Here is a 21,672-nt window from a genome sequence, read left to right on the forward strand (position 1 = left end):
CTAAATTTTTAACAAAATGAACAAGCCACAATCTATTTATCGTAAAGACTACACACCTAGTGAGTATTTAATTCGCACGACAGAGCTTGGGTTTGATTTGGCTGAAACACAAACTATAGTCACTTCTAAAATTAATTTTTATAAAAATCCAAAGTCAACTAAGAAAACTAATACCTTATTTTTAGATGGTGTTGATCTTGAATTGATTTCTATTTTGGTTGATAAAGCCAAGCCCGATTATAAGCTGGTTGAACAGGGGCTTGAGATTAATAGCCTTGCTGATGAGTTTATTTTAGAAATTAAAAATCGCATTCATCCAGAAAAAAATACCAGTCTCAATGGCTTATATCAATCTAGTGGCAATTTTTGTACGCAGTGCGAAGCACATGGCTTTAGGCAAATTACTTATTATTTAGATAAGCCTGATGTGTTAAGTGTGTTTACCACGTACATTAAAGCCGATAAACAAAAATATCCAGTATTGCTTAGTAATGGCAATTTAATTGAGCAGTCAAATGGAGGTGCAACTTGGCATGACCCTATACCAAAGCCTTGTTATTTATTTGCTTTAGTGGCAGGTGATTTTGTATTCAAAAAGGATACTTACACCACATTATCAGGCAATGAAGTAGTATTAAAGATTTATGTTCAAGCGCACAATATCCATAAAACCCAATTTGCCATGGCGGCACTAAAGCGTTCATTTGCTTGGGAAGAGAAACGCTTTGGACTCGAATACGATTTAGACATTTATATGATTGTAGCCGTTGATGATTTCAATATGGGAGCGATGGAAAATAAAGGACTGAATATTTTTAATGCCACTTACGTATTAGCCAGCTTAGACACAGTAACGGATAAAGATTTTATTGATATTGAAGCGATGATTGGTCATGAGTATTTTCATAATTGGACGGGCAATAGAGTTACTTGTAGAGATTGGTTTCAACTTAGCTTAAAAGAAGGCTTAACGGTTTTTAGAGACCAAGAATTTACCTCAGATTTACACGTACGTTCTATCAAGCGCATTGAAGACGTAAAGACTCTACGCACATTGCAATTTGCAGAAGACATGGGTCCAATGCAACATCCAGTCAGGCCAGAGCATTATATCGAGATGAATAATTTTTACACCCTAACTGTTTATGAAAAAGGTGCAGAAATTATTCGTATGGTGCATACATTTCTAGGCGAGGTGGGGTTTCAAAAGGGCATGCAATTATATTTTCAAAGGTTTGATGGTGATGCTGTCACTATCGATGACTTTATTCAAAGTATGAGTGATGCCAATAATTTTGATTTTAGTCAATTTATGCATTGGTATTCGCAATCTGGTACGCCTAAAGTTAGTATTGTTTCTAACTATAATCAAAATGACAAAACTTTTAAAGTCACAATCAAACAACACACACAATGTAATTATTTTTTTCCGCTAAAGTTTGCATTGCTTAGTGATAATGGTACTGAGCTTGAAAGTGGCGTACTAATCATTAAAGACAAGGAACAAATATTTACCTTTAACAATATAGATTCAGAGCCAATACCCTCATGGCTGCGAGGTTTTAGTGCACCCATTAAACTGGAATCTGATTTAACTTTCAAACAAAAGATATTTTTAGTCGGGCATGATTCTGATGCCTTTAATCAGTGGGACAATGCACAGCAATTATGGCTGTCTTTAATCCTAGCACCCTCAAGCATTGACCAAGATTTGTTTTTCGATGCCATTGAAAAATCTTTAAAAAACACCCTCTTAGAGGGTGACTGTGTATCGCTTATACAAGATAAATCCTTAATATGTGAAATTTTAACCCTTCCATCTGAACGATTTTTACATCAGCAACAAGAGGTTATTGACATATTTGAGATTCATGACAAGCGTGAACAAGTCATTAATAAGATTATTCAGCGGTTTAAGTCGTTGTTTGGCAAAATTTATTCAAATCTCGACACTTACCAGCCTTGTGAGCCAACGTCTGAGGCTGTAGGAAATCGAGCATTAAAAAATATTTGCTTATATTATCTAGCAATTAATGGTGAATTTGAGTTAGTCTTTGAGCAATTTAAATCAACCAATTGTATGAGTGATAAAATGGAGAGTTTAAAGGCGTTAATGGTTAGTGATAATCCGTATAAAAACACCGCACTTGATGAGTTTTATCATGAGTTTAAAAATGACACACAAGTTATGGATAAATATTTCTCCATTCAATCGTCTGCACCAACAGCCAATGTTGACAGCATTAAATCCCTCATGCAACACAAACTATTTTCATTTAATACGCCAAACCGTTTGCGTAGTGTGATAGGTAGTTTTTCACAAAATCACGCTAATTTTCACAACCAACAAGGCTATGAACTTTTAACTGACGTTATCATTAAGCTCAACCAATCAAATCCACAAATAGGCGCAAAACTAACTTCAGTTTATAATCATTGGCAGCGATTTAGCCCAGAATTAAAAGCCTTACAAAAACAGCAATTAGAAAAAATTTTAGCCATTGATGATTTATCCAATGACATTTTTGAAATTATTCAAGCAGCACTAAAATGAACACATTGATCACCTTATTAAAACAAAAGTCACTCACTATTGCAGTGGCTGAATCTTGTACAGGCGGTAATCTATCTGCATTACTCACCAGCCAAAGCGGCTCATCAGCCTATTTTGACAGAGGGTTTATCACCTACGCCAACCAAGCCAAAATCGACATGCTAGGTGTTAAGCCCACAACGCTAGACAAATTTGGCGCAGTTAGCGAACAAGTTGCGTTAGAGATGGCACGTGGCGTAATTAAAAACTCATCCGCCAATATTAGCATATCCATCACAGGTATTGCTGGTCCTACTGGTGGCATAAAAAACAAGCCCGTAGGCATGGTTTATTTTGGTTTTTGTACTTTAAAAAGATGTTTTACTAGTATTAAACAGTTTAGCGGTAATCGAGCCGAAGTGGTACGGGCAAGTATTGATTTTGTGATTAAAACGTTAGTTTATGAACTGTCAGAGTAAATTTTCAGTAGCACCAATGATGAATTGGACGAATAGGCATTGTCGATATTTTTATCGGTTGATGTCAAAGAATGTTCAACTTTGGACTGAAATGGTAACGGTTAAAGCGATACTTCATGGGGATAAAAACCGTTTATTGTATTTTGACGCGTGTGAACATCCGTTGGTGTTGCAATTGGGTGGTAGTGAAGTAAAAGAGATGGCACGAGCAGCAAAAATAGCGCAAGATTGGGGTTATGATGAGGTTAATATTAATGTAGGTTGTCCTTCTGACAGAGTGCAATCAGGCAGCTTTGGGGCGTGTTTGATGCAAATACCACAGGTTGTGGCGCAATGCGTTGATGCAATGAAACAAGTGGCAGACGTGCCAATTACGGTTAAGTCACGTATTGGTGTGGATGATATGGATAGCTACGGTGAATTAGTTAATTTTGTTTCAATAGTTGAAAGTTCGGGTTGTGATAATTTTATGATTCATGCAAGAAAGGCCTGGCTAAAAGGTTTGAGTCCTAAGGAAAATCGTAGCGTGCCAAAGCTTAATTATGGCTGGGTGTATCAGATTAAGCGAGACTTTCCTCATCTTCTCATTGGTATAAATGGTGGTATTATGGACATGGAAAGTTCATTACAGCATTTAGAGCACGTGGATAGTGTTATGTTGGGCAGGGCAGTGTATTATCAGCCTTATCTATTAAGCAAAGTTGATGGTTTAATTTACCAGCAAAAATCATCAATATTGAGTCGTGAACAAGTATTATTAGCATTCATTGAATATATGAAAGTTCAGCATGCTAATTCTGTGGCAATTAGATCCATGACACGGCATATTTTGGGCTTGTATCATGGACAAAAAAATGCTAAAAAATTTAAACGTTTGTTAAGTAGCAAAACAGTTGAACTTGAACACTTGTATGAATGGTTAGAATATATGGATAAAAATAATGGCCAGTAGTGATAATTTTTTTGCAAGTGTTGATATAGGTACAAGCAAAATTGCAGTGTTAATTGCTGATGAGGAAGATGGAAAAATAGAAGTATTTGGTCATGGCGTTGGACCATCAGATGGGGTAAAAAATGCGCTGATTGTTGATATTGACAAAGTGGCAAAAGCAATATTAAAGGTAGTGGAAATTGCTTATATTAGTTGCAATACTAGAATTCATAATGTAGCCACTAATATTTGTGATTTACATCTAAGTACGATTAATCAAGATAGGCAAATACCGGTTAACGGTAAAAAAATCACCAAAGAGCATGTTATTGAGGCAATTAAGACGGCATCAGCCACGCCTACGCCTGCTAATAAACAAATGCTAAGTGCGAGCATTAATCGCTTTACCATTGACCAAGATACAATAGCAGTTGAGCAGCCCATTGGACTTGAGGCGACTGTTTTAGGTGCTCAAGTGCATGTGAGCATTGTTTCAAATCAAGCCATAAGTAACATCTATCAAGCAGTTGAAAAAAGTGGCTTAGGGCTTAATGAAATTGTTTTGGATTCTATAGCCAGTAGTAGGGCTTGTATTACTCAGGATGAGAAAGATAGCGGTGTTTGCTTGCTTGATATAGGGGCAGGCGTAAGTAATATTTCTGTGTTTATGGGTGGTGGTATTGCTTATAGTCATGTTTTTAAAATGGGCGGTAATCAAATTACTCAAAATATTGTCAATGCCTTTAATACCTCATTTAAAGAGGCAGAAAGACTCAAAATTGAACATGGTTATGCCCAATTAAAGATAGCACCAGCGGATAAATTAATTCAGTTTAAACAGCTGGATTCTATTGAAAATCGTTATTTATCATTACATAATTTGATTGAAGTTATAGAGAGCTCTTATTTAGATATTTGTCGCTCGATTAAGCAAAATCTAAAAACTAAAAAGTTAGATAGGTCGCTTAAATCAGGATTTATATTAACAGGTGGCGCGTCCTTAATAGAGGGTTGTGAAGGGTTGTTTCTTAATACTTTTAGAATAAGAACCAAGCTGGCTAAAGTTGATATACATAAAATCACAGGTAAAGATATGATTGTTTCTAATCCTATTTATACTTGCGCATTAGGTTTATTGATGCATGCTGATAATAACGCTTATTTAGAAGTGGTGCAAGCGCATCAACACACTAACTTTGTGAGTAAAATAAAATCATTATTGGAATTATAAATATTATGATTAAACAAAGAACTATTAAAAAAGAAGTGAAAGCTAGGGGTGTTGGCATTCATAGTGGTAGTGTTGTAAATATGACTTTAATTCCTGCAAAAGAAGACCATGGTGTGGTGTTTAGGCGTATGGATGTGGGTGGTAAATTGGTGCGTGCGCACAGTGCGTTTGTTAACGAAGTAGTACTTTCTACGGGGCTTGAAAATCAAGGTGTTAAAGTGTCAACGGTTGAACATTTGATGAGTACATTTTCAGCCCTTGGGATTGATAATGTTTTAGTAGAACTTGATTCGTTTGAAGTGCCAATTATGGATGGCTCATCTGCTCCTTTTATTTTTCTAGTTCAATCTGCTGGTATTAAAGAGCAAGATGCCCATAAAAAGTTTTTTGTCATTAAAAATACTATACGGGTAGAAAATGGTGATTCATGGGCACAAGTGTCTAAATATGAGGGTTTTAAGGTGTCACTTGAGATTGATTTTAATCATAAAAAAGTTAAAGAAAGTGGACAAAAGTTGAGTATTAATTTTTCTAAACAGTGTTATTTAAAAGAAATCTCACGTGCTAGAACTTTTGGTTATATGAAAGATGTAGAAATGATGCAAAGGCAAAATTTGGCACTAGGTGCCAGCATGGACAATGCAATTGCTTTGAGTGATGATGACGTTTTAAATGAAGATGGCATGCGTTATCAGAATGAATTTGTTAAGCATAAAATTTTGGACATTGTTGGCGACTTGTACTTATTAGGTGGCAATCTAATTGGGCACTATGAAGGGTACAAAACAGGGCACCTACTTAATGATCAATTATTATCAGCTATTTTAGCAAAACCAGATACATGGTCTATTGAGACATTCGAAAAAGAGAGCCCACCACCTATTCAATTTTATTCTGAAGATTGGAAAAATTTCTTATAATAGAGGGTATAATTAACGGGTTTTTACGCTACACACTGAAAATAGTGAAGTTAAATGGTGCTCAAATATTAATTAACAGTCTTAAAAGTGAAGGGGTTGAGCACATCTTTGGCTATCCTGGTGGTGCAGTTTTACACATTTATGATGCATTAAATATGTGCAATGAGATTAAACACATTCTTGTTCGCCATGAGCAGGGTGCTGTACATGCAGCAGACGGCTATGCACGCACCAGTGGCAAGTGTGGCGTAGCGCTTGTTACTTCGGGACCGGGGCTTACTAATGCAGTAACAGGTATTGCCACAGCCTACATGGATTCTATTTCTATGGTGATCGTTTCAGGTCAAGTCTCTTCTACAGTTATTGGTAATGATGCCTTTCAAGAGGTTGATGCGGTTGGTATTACTCGTTCATGTGTTAAACATAATTTTTTAGTAACAGACATTAATGATTTGGTAAATGTTGTTAAAAAAGCATTTTATATTGCGACTACAGGTCGCCCTGGCCCTGTTCTTATTGATATTACCAAAAACACAACGATTGCTGAGATTGAGTTTGGCGGTTATCCTAAGTCAATTGATATGCGTTCGTATCAGCCTGAGATAAAGATTGAAGCGAATCAAATCATCAAAGCAGTTGCGTTAATCGTTCAAGCAAAAAAACCTATTATTTATTCAGGTGGTGGCAGTGTGATTGGCAATGCTTATAAAATACTACGTATTTTTACTCGTCATACAGGTTTTCCAATCACCCAAACTTTAATGGGATTAGGTGCTTACCCTGCAAGTGATAAACAATCATTGGGAATGTTGGGCATGCACGGTACTTATGAAGCTAATATGGCAATGCACGATTCAGATTGTATTATTGCTGTAGGTGCGCGTTTTGACGACCGTATTACTGGTAACTTAGACAAATTCTGTCCTTATGCAAAAATTATTCACATCGATATTGATCCGTCTTCTGTGGGCAAAACTGTGGGTGTTAATGTATCGATTATCGGACAAGTTAACGACGCTTTGGATGCATTAACACAGGCACTGAAAGATAAGCAATTGGCTGATATTACTCAATGGTGGGTGCAAATTGAGACGTGGCGTGCTGTTAATTCATTGGCATATCAAACCCAAGCGGGTGTGATTAAGCCACAAAGCGTAATTGAAGCCTTATATGACATAACCAAAGGCGAGGCTATTGTTACCAGTGATGTTGGACAGCACCAAATGTGGGTGGCGCAATATTATCCATTTGATAAGCCACGCCGTTGGATTAATTCTGGCGGCTTAGGCACAATGGGCTTTGGATTGCCTGCGGCGATGGGTGCAAAATTAGCAGCACCTGGAATGGATGTCGTTTGCGTAACAGGTGAGGGTAGTATTCAAATGATGTTACAAGAACTTTCCACTATGTTGCAATATAACACTCCAGTAAAGATTATCAATCTGAATAATGGTTATTTGGGTATGGTGCGCCAATGGCAAGAATTTTTTTATGACAAGCGTTATTCAATGTCATACATGGATGCGTTACCTGATTTTGTGAAACTAGCAGAGAGTTATGGGCATATAGGTATTAAAATCGAAAAAGAGCTAGATTTACAGCCAGCATTGATTGAAGCATTCACTCAAAAAGACAGAACAGTATTTTTAGATATTTTAACCGACCCTACAGAGAATGTATTTCCAATGATTCCATCAGGTGCAGGACACCACGAAATGTTGTTAGCAGGTCGTGATAAGATGGCGTCAACTAACGATAAAGGGTTGAATTTAATATGAGATACATTATTTCAGTATTGTTAGAAAATGAAGTAGGGGCTCTTGCTAGAGTAGCAGGGCTGTTTTCTGCTCGTGGGTTTAACATTGAGTCACTTACAGTTGCAGCAACTAACGATTCAACTTTGTCACACATGACTATTGTTAGTATTGGCGATGATGGTATTATTGAACAAATTGTTAAACAACTTAATAAATTGGTTGACGTGGTTAAAGTGACAGATTTAACCGAAACTGAACATGTTGAGCGTGAGTTGTTACTGGTTAAAGTGGATGTCAACCAATAAATACAGGCTGATGTTGAGAAACAAATTGATGTTTTTTCATGCAAATTTTTAGTAGGCTTAGATGTGTCAAAAATTTTAGAGGTTTCTAGAATAGGTATGACTGGCGTTTTCATGAAAAGAATAAGTTAACAAAAGGCGCATTAGGCGTTAAAAAAAATAGAGGAAAAAAAATGAACAGATATTACGATAAAGATGCAGATTTAAACATTATTCAAGGTATGAAAGTTGCCATTGTTGGTTATGGTTCACAAGGTAATGCACACGCAAACAACTTAAAAGATTCTGGCGTTGAAGTGATTGTTGCACTTCGAGCTGGTTCTGTATCTGTTAAAAAAGCATTTGCTTCTGGATTAACTGTTAAATCAATTGAAGAAGCGACAGCTTGGGCAGACTTGGTTATGCTTCTAGCGCCTGATGAATTTCAAGCTCAAATTTATACAGATAGTATTGAACCAAATCTTAAACAAGGTGCAACCTTGGCATTTGCTCATGGTTTTAATATCCATTACAACAGAATTACACCACGTACTGATTTAGATGTTATTATGATTGCTCCAAAAGCACCAGGGCATACAGTGCGTTCAGAATTTATTAAAGGTGGTGGTATTCCAGACCTGATTGCAGTATCTCAAGATGCCTCAGGTAATGCTAAAGCTGTTTCATTATCTTACGCCTGTGCTATTGGCGGTGGTCGTACGGGTATTTTAGAAACTTCATTTAAAGATGAAACTGAAACGGACTTATTTGGCGAACAAGTAGTATTATGTGGTGGTACAACTGCTTTAGTTCAAGCAGGTTTTGAAATCTTGGTAGAAGCTGGTTATGAGCCAGAAATGGCATACTTTGAGTGTCTTCACGAGTTAAAGTTAATTGTTGATTTAATGTATGAAGGTGGTATTGCTAATATGCGTTATTCAATCTCAAATACGGCTGAATATGGTGATGTTACTCGTGGTCCTCGCATTGTGACTGCTGCTACTAAAGTGGAAATGAAAAAGATTTTGAGTGAAATTCAAGACGGTACTTTTGCTAAAGAATTTGTGGCTAATGTGGGCGAGCTTCCAGCACGTCGTGATATCCAGCGTAAGCATCAAATTGAACAAGTAGGCGAGTCACTCCGTTCTATGATGCCTTGGATTAACAAAAATAAGATTGTTGATCAATCCAAAAACTAGTCATTTTTTAATTAATACCTAATTTGATTGGGTGTTTTAGGGAATAACATGTAATGGAAAGAAAAGCAAAAAAAGGTATTTACTTACTGCCTAATATTCTCACGACATTTGGGCTATTCTCTGGTTTTTTTGCTATTATTCTTGCTACTAAAGGTCAGTATACTGCTGCTGCTATTGCAATATTTGTTGCCATGTTATGGGATGGGCTTGATGGTCGCGTAGCTCGCTTAACCAATACTCAAAGTGAATTTGGTGCACAGTATGATTCTATGGCTGATATGATTTCATTTGGCGTGGCACCTGCGCTATTGATGTATTTTTGGCTGTTGTCTGATTTAGGAAAAATTGGCTGGCTGGCTGCTTTTGTCTATGTGGCCGCAGGCGCACTTCGTTTGGCTCGTTTTAATACACAAATTGGTATTGAGGATAAGCGTTATTTCCAAGGATTACCTTCCCCTGCTGCTGCTGCATTAATTGCAGGTTTGGTTTGGACCTTTGATGTGATTGGTGCAACTGATTATGATCAATATTTAATTTTAGCCAGTTGGATTATTCTAGTTGGCTCTGGTGTGCTAATGGTTAGCAACATTCGTTATAATAATTTTAAAGAGGTTAATTTAAAAGGTAGATCCTCATTTAAATTATTGTTATTTGTCACCTTAATTATTATTGTCATCACTTTAGAACCTAGTGCTATTTTGTTTGTTTTCTTTTTTGTTTATGCATTTTCAGGTCTATTAACAACAATAATTGAAGTGAGAAAAAGGCGTCATTTAAAAAAACGCACTAAAAAGGGTTGAATTTCCTCTATAATTTTTTTTGTATGATTAATCATTCTAAATTTTACTTTCCTATAGAAAGTAGGTCTTTGTTTTCACTACGATTATTGCTCTAAGGCAATCATTATTTTGTGCACAATTAAAAATCTTGTTTCTTACAATTTATAATTAAACAAACCAATAGAGGAGACTTAAGTGTCTAATAAACTAATTATTTTTGATACAACCCTTCGTGATGGTGAACAATCACCTGGTGCGTCCATGACTAAGAATGAGAAAGTACGCATTGCCAAAGTGCTGGAAAAAATGAAAGTAGATGTCATTGAAGCAGGCTTTGCCATTGCATCAGTGGGAGATTTTGAAGCCGTACAAGCTGTGGCTAATGTGGTGCAAGATTCGGTTATTTGCTCATTGGCCAGAGCGCTTGATAAGGATATTGACCGTGCAGGAGAAGCATTAAAAGGTGCTAATGCATCACGTATTCATACCTTTATTGCTACATCTGATATTCATATGAAGATGAAACTACAAATGACACCTAATCAGGTGGTAGAGCAAGCAGTTCGTGCTGTTAAGCGAGCTAAGCGATATACAGACAATGTTGAGTTTTCGCCAGAAGATGCAGGTCGATCAGATGAGGATTTTTTATGTCGTATTATCGAAGCTACGATTAAAGCAGGTGCGACAACCATTAATATTCCTGATACAGTGGGTTACAACATTCCGCATCAATTTGGTGCGACCATTAAATCTTTGATTGAGCGTGTACCAAATTCTGACAAAGCTATTTTTTCAGCGCATTGTCATAATGATTTAGGTTTGGCAGTAGCTAATTCCTTGTCTGCCGTACTAAATGGTGCAAGACAAGTTGAGTGTACCATTAACGCTCTGGGCGAGCGTGCAGGTAATGCATCACTAGAAGAGTTGGTCATGGCAGTGCGAACTCGCCAAGATATTTTTGATTGTGATACCGATATTAACGCCACGCATATTTTGTCAGCCTCACGCTTGGTTTCAAGTGTAACAGGTTTTATTGTACAACTTAATAAGGCAATTGTTGGTGCAAATGCTTTTGCTCATGAGGCAGGTATCCATCAAGATGGCGTGCTTAAACACCGTGAAACTTACGAAATTATGCGCGCTGAAGATGTTGGCTGGAATGCTAATCAGTTGGTATTAGGCAAACATTCAGGTCGTAATGCGTTCAAAGTGAGATTGGCTGAACTAGATGTTGAATTTCATAATGAAGAAAGTCTTAATGATGCTTTTAGACGCTTTAAAGAATTGACAGATAAAAAACACGAAATTTTCGATGAAGATTTGCAAGCTCTAGCATCTGAAACGCAAACAGAGACTTATGGGGCCATCAAACTGGTGTCTTTGAAAGTATGTACGGAAACGGGTGAAGAAAATACAGCAACTGTCGTTCTATCAATTAATGATAAAGAACAAACAGCAACGGCCAATACTTCAGGCGCAGTAGACGCTACTTTTAGTGCGATTGATTCATTGGCAGGTATTAAAATAAATCTACAATTGTATTCTGTTTCAAATGTTACCCAAGGTACAGACGCACTTGGCGAGGTAAATGTGCGCTTAGAATATAATGGTCGTATTGTTAATGGGCAAGGGGTTGATACTGACATCATCACCGCTAGCGCAAAAGCTTATGTCCATGGTTTAAATAAAGTACTGACTGCAACCAATAAGGTGCACCCTCAAATATGAATGCGTCACTAAGATCTCATTATTTAGAGGCGCTTGGCATACCTGAGTTTTTGCACATTCAAGTAAAAATTCAGAGTTTAAATAGGCCAAAAATTGACACACAATGTTTAGTGATTGAGACTAAAAATCTTCATTCATTTTGTCAAATAGGTAAGACTCAAAACTTTTTATTTAAAATGCTAGGTGCCATTGGACTTGAAAAATCTGATATTAAGTGTGTTAGCACCAATATTGATGATTTAAATCAAACACTTAAACAATATAATGCAAAAACAGTATTATTGATGAGTGCAGACTTGAAGCCATCTTTGATGCAGCATTTTGTTGCCCACCACCCAAGTGAGGTTTTGACAAACAAGCAACTCAAGCGTGAAACTTGGGAAGTGTTAAAAAAGGTTAAGCGGTGCTTCAAGTAGATTATAGTCTGTCGGGTTACAAACATCCTAAATTAATCATACCAAATGGTGAAACTAAACTACTTATACATTTTGCTGTACGGGGGGGCCTTCTTGTGCTGGGGAAATTATGGAAGTCTTATCAGAGTATCAAATATCGACACTACTATCTTCTTTTACAATCCGAATATTCACCCAACAGAGGAATAGGAATTACGTAAAGAAGAAAACATCCGATTTGCACAAAAGCTCAACATGCTATTTATTGACGCAGATTATGACCGTGATAATTAGTTTAACGTACTAAGGGTCAAGAAAATGAACCAGAAGGTGGCGAAGCGTTGCACTACCTACTTTGATATGCGTTCTGAAGTAACCGCCAAATACGCTCAAGACCATGGGTTTGATCTAATTTCTTCAACGCTTGGCATTTTAGATTTTAATTGGTGCAAGTAGGGCCGGATCAAGCAGAATGTTAGAATTGTCTAAACGTGAAGTATTCTATCAACAAGAATATTGGTTGGTTGCGTCTATTTACTGCTTACTGCCTGATACTACCGCTGGTGTGTGTCACGCAAGCGAGAAAAAGTGGAACCAGGTGGTTAGTTGCTATCAGCAAGCAAATGGATAGAGCCTTAAAAGCGATTAATTTAATAAATATAACAGCAGTGCTTTTTGCACGTGCAAACGATTTTCAGCTTCAAACCAAACTAAACTTTGATTACCATCAATCACATTAGCAGACACCTCTTCGCCGCGGTGTGCAGGCAAGCAATGCATAAATACAGCACTAGGTTTGGCTTTTGATATTAAGGCTGTATTGACAGAAAAGTCTTTAAAAGCAATTTCACGCTTTGTTTGTTCAGCCTCTTGCCCCATACTTGCCCAGACATCAGTTACCACTAAATCAACTTCTTGGCAGGCTTTTTGTGCATCGGTGAATAAATGAATATGGCGGGTATATTTTTCAATAAAACTTTGATCTGGCTGGTAATTTTTAGGCGTAGCAATATTAAGTTTAAAGTTAAAGCTTTTTGCTGCTTGCATATAAGTGTGGCACATGTTGTTACCATCGCCAACCCAAGCCACGGTTCTATTGGTAATTGAGCCATTGTGTTCTTGGTAAGTCATGATGTCAGCCAATAGTTGGCAAGGATGGGAGTCATCAGACAGGCCGTTGATAATTGGTACGGAAGAATATTTGGCAAAGGTGTGAATATCCTTATGAGAAGAGACGCGCATCATAATAGCATCAACCATTGAACTAATCACAATTGCACTGTCAATAATTGGTTCGCCACGACCTAGCTGAATGTCTTTATTAGACAAGAACAGAGCGCGGCCACCTAGTTGGGTCATACCTGTCTCAAAAGAAACGCGTGTGCGTGTGGAGGATTTGTCAAAAATCATGGCCAATGTTTTATGCTCCAGTGTTTTGTTAATTTCGCCAGATTTATATTGTTTTTTGAGTGCAATTGCTTGTTTAATGATTTGAGTTAAATCATGATTTGATAAGTCATCCAGATTAATAAAGTGTTTTATCATGGGTATCTCCTACTTATAAAGCATTAACCAAATCGCTAACTTTATTAATAAGAATATCAGCGTCAGATTTGTCAATAATCAAGGGCGGCAGTAAGCGTATTGATTGTCCAGTGATGTTAATTAAAAGTTGATTGTCCAGTGCTTTTTGTAAAAGCGTAGAACAGTCTTGGTTTAGTTCAATGGCAATCATTAGACCTTTTGAACGAATTTCAAGCACCTTGTCTGAATCTTTAAGTCTGTTTTTAAAGCCTGATGTGATATATTCACCCATTACTAAAACATTATCTAAAATGTTGTCTTTTTCAATAACATCTAATACGGTTAATGCTGTTTTGCAAACCAATGGGTTGCCACCAAAAGTAGAGCCATGTGTGCCATGTGTGAGTAATTGTGAGGCCTTGCCTTTTGCAAGGCAAGCGCCAATTGGTACGCCATTACCAAGCCCTTTTGCTAAAGTGAGTAAATCTGGTGTTATGTTATTATAAAAATGTGCAAATAGCTTTCCAGTACGGCCTATGCCTGTTTGTACTTCGTCAAGAATTAACAACCAATTGTTATTATTACAAATTTCTTGAACTTGATTTAAGTAATGCTCGTCTGGAATAATAATTCCACTCTCACCTTGGATGGGTTCAAGCATAACTGCAACAATGCTATTGTTATTTTCATGGGCGTTAATGGCGTTAATGTCATTAAAGTCAATGTGAATAAACTCGCTAACTAATGGTGTAAACCCCCTCTGTATTTTAGGGTTTCCAGTGGCTGAGAGTGTTGCCATGGTGCGTCCATGAAAGCTTTGATTAAATGTAAGTATGGTTGGATTGTTAATATTTTGGGAATGAGCATGCAAACGTGCAATTTTAATGGCTGCTTCATTGGCTTCAGCGCCAGAGTTGGCAAAAAAAGCGGTGTCCATATTAGACAATTGGCATAATTTTTTAGCTAAGTCTTCTTGATGTTGAATGTGATACCAATTACTGGTATGTAGTAAATTAGCAGTTTGTGTTTGAATTGCTTTTGTAATATCTTGATGGCAGTGACCAAGACCAACAACGCCAACACCACAAAGTGCATCCAGATATTGCTCGCCTTTGTCATCTATCAGGTAGCAACCTCTACCTTTAACAAAGGTAACTTCAAGTGGTGTATAGTTTGACATTAAATAGGACATTGTGTTTATCTCAAAAAAAACAAAAAGCCCCAAACCGGGGCTTTTATTACCAATCAGAAAGTTATTATGACTGGTAGGTTAATGGTGGTGCCATTTCATCGTTGATTTGATCCAATTCTTTTTTGTAGCCTTCATAAAAAGAACCTACTGGCGGATTAATCCACTCTTCATAAGAAAAGCCATTGGCTTGTGTATGAGCTTTGAACGTGTTTTGTAATGCAATTCTTTTTGCACTTAATTCGTTAGAATGTTGATTTGTTGCGTTCATTTAATCTCCTAAATATTTAAGTAAATAAAGCCGTTATTATATACATTATAATAAGATTGTAAGGATTTTATTTACTTTAAACATACATAAATACCTTACAATTTAGCCAAAGTTATGCTTTAATATAAATTATTTTTCAATAACATTTAAGGAGTGTATATGCAGTTAAATATTTCTGGTCACCATCTTAATATTACCAAGGCAATTAAACAACATTCGCTTGCAAAATTATCCAAAATAAAGCATCATTTTGATCAAGTAATTAACATCAACATGATTTTAGAAGTTGAAAAAGATATACAAAAAGCCGAAGCAATAATCCATGTTAGTGGTGCAGATTTATTTGCAAAAGCAGAAAGTAGCGATATGTACAACTCTATTGATCAAATGGTTAATAAGTTAGATGCTCAAATTAGAAAACATAAAGAAAAATTAAACGACCATAGAAAAAACTAATAATAATCTGAGTAATATTTAAACATTCATATTGCTCAACAGATAAGAATAACGCCCATGTCAGAAGTTGAAAACACTTCTTTTAAAGATTGCCTTCAAAGATTAATGACATCTTTGGAGAGCTTCAAGTATGAAGAAGCCACCTTCCAACTTGCCGCTTTACATCCGGCTGAAATTGCTCGTTTATTAGAAAGTGTACCGCCTAAAGATAGAACCCAACTTTGGTTGAATATTGATTCTGAAACCCAAGGCGATATTCTTAAAGATTTAAATGAAAACGTCCAATCTCAATTGTTAAGTAAAATGGATGTTGATGGTATCGTAAAGGCCACAGAAGGTTTAGACATGGATGATTTAGCTGATATCGTGCCTGTATTGCCTGAATCAGCATTGCACAATTTGTTATTAACATTGGATTATAAACATAAAGATTATTTAAAACGAGTCCTGTCCTATCCTGAGGATTCTGCTGGCGGTTTGATGAATATTGATATTATTACTGTGCGTAATGATGTGACAGTGCGCATAGTAATTCGTTACTTACGTCTGTTAAAAGAAATGCCAATTGATACTGACCAAGTGTTTGTGGTTGATAGAACCTATCAATATTTGGGCTCTATTTACATTTCTACTTTGTTAACCAATGAGGCTGAGCAAAATATTGACCCACTTATCAACAAGGATTTAAAACCTATTTTAGCCACCACTACTGATAATGAAGTCGCTAACCTTTTCGAGCAGCGTAACTTAATATCCGCCCCTGTAGTTGATGAAAATAATCAATTAATTGGCCGTATTACCATTGATGATGTGGTTGATGTTATTCGTGATGAGGCTGAACATTCGGTAATGTCAATGGTGGGTCTGAATGAAGAAGAGGATGTATTTGCATCTGTTATGCAAAGTACTAAACGTCGTAGTATTTGGCTTGGTGTTAATTTGATTACAGTCTTTATCGCTGTCTTCTTTATTGGTCTTTTTGAAGCAACTTTGCAAGCAAAAATTTCTCTAGCAATTTTGATGCCAGTCGTGGCTTCAATGGGCGGTATTGCTGGTATACAAACGCTTATTTTGGTAACGCGCGGCATAGCAACAGGCAGGGTAACCAAATCTAATCTTAAAGTGTTAATGAACAAAGAGGTAGCAATCGGCTTTTTAAATGGCATTATTTGGTCTTTGGTTATCAGTGTGGCAACTTATGTTTGGTTTGCAGATTTGATGTTAAGTTTAGTGATTGCATTGGCAATTATTGTTAACTTAATCTTCGCTACTTTTTCAGGTGTATTTTTACCATTATTATTAATTAAATTCAAAATTGACCCAGCACTTGCTGGTGGCGTTATTTTGACGACGATTACTGATGTGATTGGTTTCGTGGCTTTTTTAGGTTTAGCGGCATTAGTTATTTAAGATTGGCATGTATTAACTAAAAGTCAGTAGCAATATCATTACCCTTTAGCCATACTTTAAATTTTTCTTGAATTTCATTTAAGATTTTCTCATCATCTGCTTCAAAGCGCAACACCAAACATGGTGTAGTGTTAGAAGGACGGACTAGCCCCCAGCCGTTGTCATAATCTACGCGCACGCCATCAATGATAGTAATTTTTGCATTAGGGAAATCAATATTTTCAGCTAATTTATTCATGGCAGCAAATTGCTGACCTTGCCGATTAAAGTGGATATTAATTTCAGGTGTGTTAATGTTATTTGGCAAGTCATCGAATACCTGTGCACAAGTTTTATCAGTTTTTGATAAGATTTCTAGTAGGCGTGAGCCTGTATATAAAGCATCGTCAAACCCATACCAGCGTTCTTTAAAAAAGACATGTCCACTCATTTCACCGCCAAGTGCTGCGCCAGTTTCTTTTAATTTGGCTTTAATAAAACTATGACCTGTGCGTGACATAATTGCTTCGCCACCATACTGAACAATGTCTCTGGGTAGTAGTGATGAGCACTTAACATCAAAGACAATTTTAGCACCTTGATTGCGTTTGAGAATGTCTCTTGAGTACAGTATCATTTGTCTATCAGCCCAAATTACGTTACCTTTATTGTCAATTAAACCTAGTCGGTCGCCATCACCATCAAAGGCAAAACCCATATCTGCATCTGTGCTTTTAACTTCTTTAATAAGATCTTCAAGGTTATGAAGCTTAGAAGGATCAGGGTGATGGTTGGGGAAATTGCCACCAACTAAGCAAAATAATTTTGTTACTTTAGCGCCTAGTTGCTCAAATAGTTTTGGTGCAATGTTACCTACAACACCATTGCCTGCATCAACAACAATATGAAGTGGTTTATCTAATTTAACATCACGAGTGATGTGCTCAATATAATCTTGTTCAATATCCACCTTAGTTGAAGTGCCATGACCTGAAGAGAAATCACCAATCTGAATGCGCTGATAAAGTGCCTGAATACGCTCACCCGAGAGTGTCTCACTTGCAATCATGATTTTAAAGCCGTTATACTCTGGTGGATTGTGTGAGCCTGTAATCATCACGCCTGAGGTACTGGCTTTAGTATGCGTTGCAAAATAGACCAAAGGGGTTGGCACCATGCCAATATCCACAATATGACAACCGCTTTCTTGAAGACCTGCTTTTAAAGCTTGCATCAAATCCACACCACTTAGACGACTATCACGACCAACAACAACACCACGTTCACCTTTGGCAATGGATTCACTACCAATTGCTAGGCCGATGAGTTTGACATTTTCAAGGGTTAAATCTTGCTTAACAGCGCCACGAATGTCGTAAGCTTTAAAGATTGACTGAGGAATGCTCATAATTTGATAAAATAGCGTAAAAGGTTTATTTTAAACACAAAGTTTAATCAAATGAAAGAACAGTTTAAAGTTATTGAAATTGACAATGAGATTATGACGCTTGAAGTTAATCATTCAGGTGGTTGTCATAGTTGTGAAGCAAATAGTGGCTGTGGCACAGGTATATTGGCCAATTATTTTAATCATTATTCTATTTTTAATAAGCCATATCAAAGCGGTGTGTCAGTGGGTGATTTTGTGACATTAGAAATTCCCTTAAGTGAATTATTCTTACGTGCATTTATGCTTTATATTGCTCCGATATTAGCCTTATTTTTAGGTGGTGCTATTGGTATGGTGCTTTTTCCTCAACAAGAGTTCTGGCATATTTTGTTTTCAGGTGCTGGCTTTATTGTAGCGTTATTTGGTTGTCGATGGTTTGTTAAATAAAGATTTTTACATAATTCAAACGGCTATTTTCTTTTTAGAAAAATACTTATGTTTCGTTAATTTATGGATAATTAACCCATTTATTTAATATAAATTCTTAAATTATGCAAGGTCAGGACATCGATCCTTTAGAAACCCAAGAATGGTTAGAAGCTTTTAAATCTGTTGCTCGTATTGAAGGTGATGATCGTGCTAAATTCTTATTAAATCAACTAATGGACATGGCACATCATGAGGGTATGGATTTACCAACGGGTGTTAATACCTCTTATCTCAACAGTATTGCCAAAGAAAAAGAAGTAGCAACAGACATTAATGTAGACATTGAAGAGAGAATTTCAGCCATTATTCGTTGGAATGCAATGGTCATGGTTGTGAGAGCCAATCAATTACCATATGACTTAGGTGGGCATATTGCTTCATTTGCATCAAGTGCGACTTTGTATGAAGTTGGTTTTAACCATTTTTATCGTGGTCCTGACGCTGATCAAGGTGCAGATTTAATTTTTTTTCAAGGACATATTTCGCCAGGTATTTATTCTCGTGCTTATTTAGAAGGTCGCTTGACTGAAGCACAAATGTTGAAGTTCCGTCAAGAGGTTGGAAAGGAGGGATTATCTTCTTATCCACACCCATGGTTAATGCCAGATTTTTGGCAATTCCCAACAGTGTCAATGGGATTAGGGCCGATTATGGCAATTTATCAAGCGCGGTTTATGAAATATCTTCATCACCGTGAAATTAGACAAACTGACAAGCGAACTGTTTGGGCATATTTAGGCGATGGCGAAACTGATGAGCCAGAATCATTAGGTGCTATTTCAATGGCAGGCCGTGAAAAGTTAGACAATCTTATTTTTGTTATTAATTGTAATCTTCAGCGTCTTGATGGGCCTGTGCGTGGTAATGGCAAAATCATTCAAGAGTTGGAAGGCATGTTTCGTGGTGCAGGTTGGCATGTGATTAAGGTTATTTGGGGTGGTAAGTGGGATGCATTATTTACTAAGGATACTCAAGGGCTTTTAAAAAAACGCATGGAAGAAGTCGTGGATGGTGAATATCAGGCTTATAAAGCCAAAGATGGTGCCTATGTACGTAAGCATTTTTTTGGTAAGTATCCTGAATTATTAGCTATGGTTGAGCACATGAGTGATGATGAAATTTATCATCTTAATCGTGGTGGTCATGATCCTTATAAGGTATTTCAAGCTTATCATGCAGCCAAAGCATGTCATGATAAACCAACAGTTATTTTGGCTAAAACTGTTAAAGGTTATGGTATGGGTGAGGCAGGAGAGGGTCAAAATACCACGCATTCTCAGAAGAAACTAGGACTCAAACAAGTTGAAATTTTTGCCAAACGTTTTGATGTGCCAGTTACTGAAGAAGATGTTAAAGCCTTGAATTTTTACAAGCCAGCACCTGATAGTGAAGAAATGGTTTATATGCGGGCTAGACGTGAGAAACTGGGTGGCTCATTGCCAATACGTGCATTTGACTTAGAACAAATAAAAATACCTGAGTTGAGTATGTTTGAAGTACTACTCAAATCTAGTGGTGATCGTGAAATGTCAACCACAATGGTATTTAATAGAGTGATGACGTTACTGGTTCGAGATAAGCAATTAGGCCCTAAAATTGTACCCATTATTCCTGATGAAGCGCGTACTTTTGGTATGGAAGGCTTGTTTAGACAATTGGGTATTTATTCTGCTTCTGGACAACTTTATCAGCCTGAAGATTCAGACAAGGTCATGTGGTACAAGGAAGATAAAAAAGGTCAAGTCTTGCAGGAAGGTATTAATGAAGCTGGCGCAATTTCTAATTGGATTGCTGCAGCTACAGCTTATGCAACGCATAACACCACCATGATTCCGTTTTATATTTATTATTCAAAATTTGGTTTCCAACGCGTGGGGGATTTAGCTTGGGCAGCAGGGGACATGCAAGCCAAAGGCTTTTTAATTGGCGGTACAGCAGGGCGTACAACACTTAATGGTGAGGGTTTGCAGCATCAAGATGGTGATTCTCAATTGCTGGCAAATACAATTCCAAATTGTGTTTCTTATGATCCAACTTATAGCTACGAATTAACGGTTATTATTCGTTCTGGGCTTTATAGAATGTATGAAAAACATGAAAATATTTTCTATTACATCACCACAATGAATGAATTATACACCCATCCAGAAATGCCCAGAAATACTGAAAAAGGTATTATTAAAGGCATGTATAAACTAAGTGTCATTGGTAAAAGCACTACACAAGTACAGTTAATGGGCTCTGGAACCATTTTAAGAGAAGTGGAAAAAGCCGCACAGATGTTGGCTGATGATTGGGATATAAAATCCAGTATTTGGTCGGTGACAAGTTTTAACGAATTAACACGTGAAGCACAAGCCATTGATAGGGTGAATCGTTTTAATACAACCGGTATTGCACAAGTGCCCTATATTACAAAATGTTTAGAAAATGCCAAAGGTCCAGTCATTGTAGCAACTGATTACATGCGCAATTTTGCCGAGCAGGTGCGTAAGTATATACCTCATCGATATGAAGTGTTAGGCACAGATGGTTTTGGACGCTCTGATTCAAGAGCTGCACTTAGAGAATTTTTTGAAGTTGATGCTAGATATGTAACGATAGCAACATTAAAATCACTTGCAGATGAAGGTGAAATTGAAATCTCAATTGTTACAAAAGCGATTGAAAAATATAAGCTCAATATTAACAAACCCAATCCAATGACGGTATAAATTTTAAACTAGGACAG

General features: G+C 36.9%; 18 protein-coding genes and 2 pseudogenes. 16 read left to right on the top strand and 4 right to left on the bottom strand.

Features of this window, described 5'->3' with window-relative positions:
• The first annotated feature begins 16 nt into the window (after positions 1-16).
• The 12 genes and pseudogenes from pepN to HUE58_RS01835 all read left to right on the top strand — a co-directional run.
• Complete coding sequence (gene pepN / locus HUE58_RS01780) at positions 17-2,554, top strand: aminopeptidase N (protein ID WP_174605366.1); 2,538 nt, start codon at positions 17-19, stop codon at positions 2,552-2,554.
• Positions 2,551-3,012, top strand: coding sequence for a CinA family protein (locus HUE58_RS01785; protein ID WP_174605367.1), 462 nt, complete (start codon positions 2,551-2,553; stop codon positions 3,010-3,012). Before pepN ends, HUE58_RS01785 begins: the two co-directional genes overlap by 4 nt.
• Before the next feature lie 19 nt (positions 3,013-3,031).
• Positions 3,032-3,964, top strand: coding sequence for a tRNA dihydrouridine(20/20a) synthase DusA (dusA, locus tag HUE58_RS01790; RefSeq protein ID WP_246260855.1), 933 nt, complete (start codon positions 3,032-3,034; stop codon positions 3,962-3,964).
• Complete coding sequence (ftsA, locus tag HUE58_RS01795) at positions 3,954-5,174, top strand: cell division protein FtsA (protein ID WP_174605369.1); 1,221 nt, start codon at positions 3,954-3,956, stop codon at positions 5,172-5,174. Before dusA ends, ftsA begins: the two co-directional genes overlap by 11 nt.
• A 5-nt stretch (positions 5,175-5,179) precedes the next feature.
• Positions 5,180-6,094, top strand: coding sequence for a UDP-3-O-acyl-N-acetylglucosamine deacetylase (gene lpxC / locus HUE58_RS01800; protein WP_174605370.1), 915 nt, complete (start codon positions 5,180-5,182; stop codon positions 6,092-6,094).
• A 44-nt stretch (positions 6,095-6,138) separates the two neighbouring features.
• On the top strand, positions 6,139-7,872 hold the full coding sequence (gene ilvB, locus HUE58_RS01805) for a biosynthetic-type acetolactate synthase large subunit (protein ID WP_174605371.1): 1,734 nt from the start codon (positions 6,139-6,141) through the stop codon (positions 7,870-7,872).
• Positions 7,869-8,285 (top strand): annotated as a pseudogene (gene ilvN / locus HUE58_RS01810) (acetolactate synthase small subunit). Before ilvB ends, ilvN begins: the two are co-directional and overlap by 4 nt.
• Before the next feature lie 41 nt (positions 8,286-8,326).
• Positions 8,327-9,331 (top strand): ketol-acid reductoisomerase, encoded by a 1,005-nt coding sequence (gene ilvC / locus HUE58_RS01815; protein ID WP_174605372.1) that lies wholly within the window; start codon positions 8,327-8,329, stop codon positions 9,329-9,331.
• 53 nt (positions 9,332-9,384) lie between these two features.
• Positions 9,385-10,131: a CDP-diacylglycerol--serine O-phosphatidyltransferase gene (gene pssA / locus HUE58_RS01820; protein ID WP_174605373.1), complete on the top strand. Its 747-nt coding sequence runs from the start codon at positions 9,385-9,387 to the stop codon at positions 10,129-10,131.
• A 174-nt stretch (positions 10,132-10,305) separates the two neighbouring features.
• Positions 10,306-11,838 carry a 2-isopropylmalate synthase gene (locus HUE58_RS01825; protein ID WP_174605374.1) on the top strand — a complete coding sequence of 511 codons (1,533 nt, stop codon included), beginning with the start codon at positions 10,306-10,308 and terminating at the stop codon, positions 11,836-11,838.
• Positions 11,835-12,254 (top strand): hypothetical protein, encoded by a 420-nt coding sequence (locus HUE58_RS01830; RefSeq protein ID WP_174605375.1) that lies wholly within the window; start codon positions 11,835-11,837, stop codon positions 12,252-12,254. Before HUE58_RS01825 ends, HUE58_RS01830 begins: the two co-directional genes overlap by 4 nt.
• A pseudogene (locus HUE58_RS01835) lies at positions 12,242-12,773 on the top strand (epoxyqueuosine reductase QueH); the annotation flags it as partial. The gene HUE58_RS01830 and the pseudogene HUE58_RS01835, both read left to right, overlap by 13 nt.
• Positions 12,774-12,878: 105 nt before the next feature.
• Here HUE58_RS01835 and argF read toward each other — a convergent pair.
• The 3 genes from argF to HUE58_RS01850 all read right to left on the bottom strand — a co-directional run bounded on the left by argF (position 12,879) and on the right by HUE58_RS01850 (position 15,217).
• The gene (gene argF / locus HUE58_RS01840; protein ID WP_174605376.1) at positions 12,879-13,778 is read right to left on the bottom strand and encodes an ornithine carbamoyltransferase; all 900 of its coding nucleotides are present in this window, start codon (positions 13,776-13,778) and stop codon (positions 12,879-12,881) included.
• Between the two features lie 13 nt (positions 13,779-13,791).
• On the bottom strand, positions 13,792-14,949 hold the full coding sequence (locus HUE58_RS01845; protein WP_174605377.1) for an aspartate aminotransferase family protein: 1,158 nt from the start codon (positions 14,947-14,949) through the stop codon (positions 13,792-13,794).
• Between the two features lie 64 nt (positions 14,950-15,013).
• On the bottom strand, positions 15,014-15,217 hold the full coding sequence (locus HUE58_RS01850; RefSeq protein ID WP_174605378.1) for a hypothetical protein: 204 nt from the start codon (positions 15,215-15,217) through the stop codon (positions 15,014-15,016).
• Between the two features lie 159 nt (positions 15,218-15,376).
• On the opposite strand from HUE58_RS01850, the gene hpf reads away from it, so the two are divergent.
• Positions 15,377-15,673, top strand: coding sequence for a ribosome hibernation-promoting factor, HPF/YfiA family (hpf, locus tag HUE58_RS01855; protein ID WP_174605379.1), 297 nt, complete (start codon positions 15,377-15,379; stop codon positions 15,671-15,673).
• A 57-nt stretch (positions 15,674-15,730) separates the two neighbouring features.
• Positions 15,731-17,083 (top strand): magnesium transporter, encoded by a 1,353-nt coding sequence (mgtE, locus tag HUE58_RS01860; RefSeq protein WP_174605380.1) that lies wholly within the window; start codon positions 15,731-15,733, stop codon positions 17,081-17,083.
• A gap of 16 nt (positions 17,084-17,099) precedes the next feature.
• Here the strand turns inward: mgtE and HUE58_RS01865 are convergent, their stop codons facing one another.
• Complete coding sequence (locus HUE58_RS01865) at positions 17,100-18,470, bottom strand: phosphomannomutase/phosphoglucomutase (RefSeq protein WP_174605381.1); 1,371 nt, start codon at positions 18,468-18,470, stop codon at positions 17,100-17,102.
• 51 nt (positions 18,471-18,521) lie between these two features.
• Between HUE58_RS01865 and HUE58_RS01870 the strand changes: the two genes are divergently transcribed.
• Both HUE58_RS01870 and aceE read left to right on the top strand, forming a co-directional pair.
• On the top strand, positions 18,522-18,899 hold the full coding sequence (locus tag HUE58_RS01870; protein WP_174605382.1) for a SoxR reducing system RseC family protein: 378 nt from the start codon (positions 18,522-18,524) through the stop codon (positions 18,897-18,899).
• 104 nt (positions 18,900-19,003) lie between these two features.
• Positions 19,004-21,655, top strand: coding sequence for a pyruvate dehydrogenase (acetyl-transferring), homodimeric type (gene aceE / locus HUE58_RS01875; protein ID WP_174605383.1), 2,652 nt, complete (start codon positions 19,004-19,006; stop codon positions 21,653-21,655).
• Positions 21,656-21,672: the final 17 nt, after the last annotated feature.

Origin of the sequence: Candidatus Ruthia endofausta, from assembly GCF_013342985.1 — a bacterium.
Classification (GTDB): domain Bacteria; phylum Pseudomonadota; class Gammaproteobacteria; order PS1; family Pseudothioglobaceae; genus Ruthia; species Ruthia endofausta.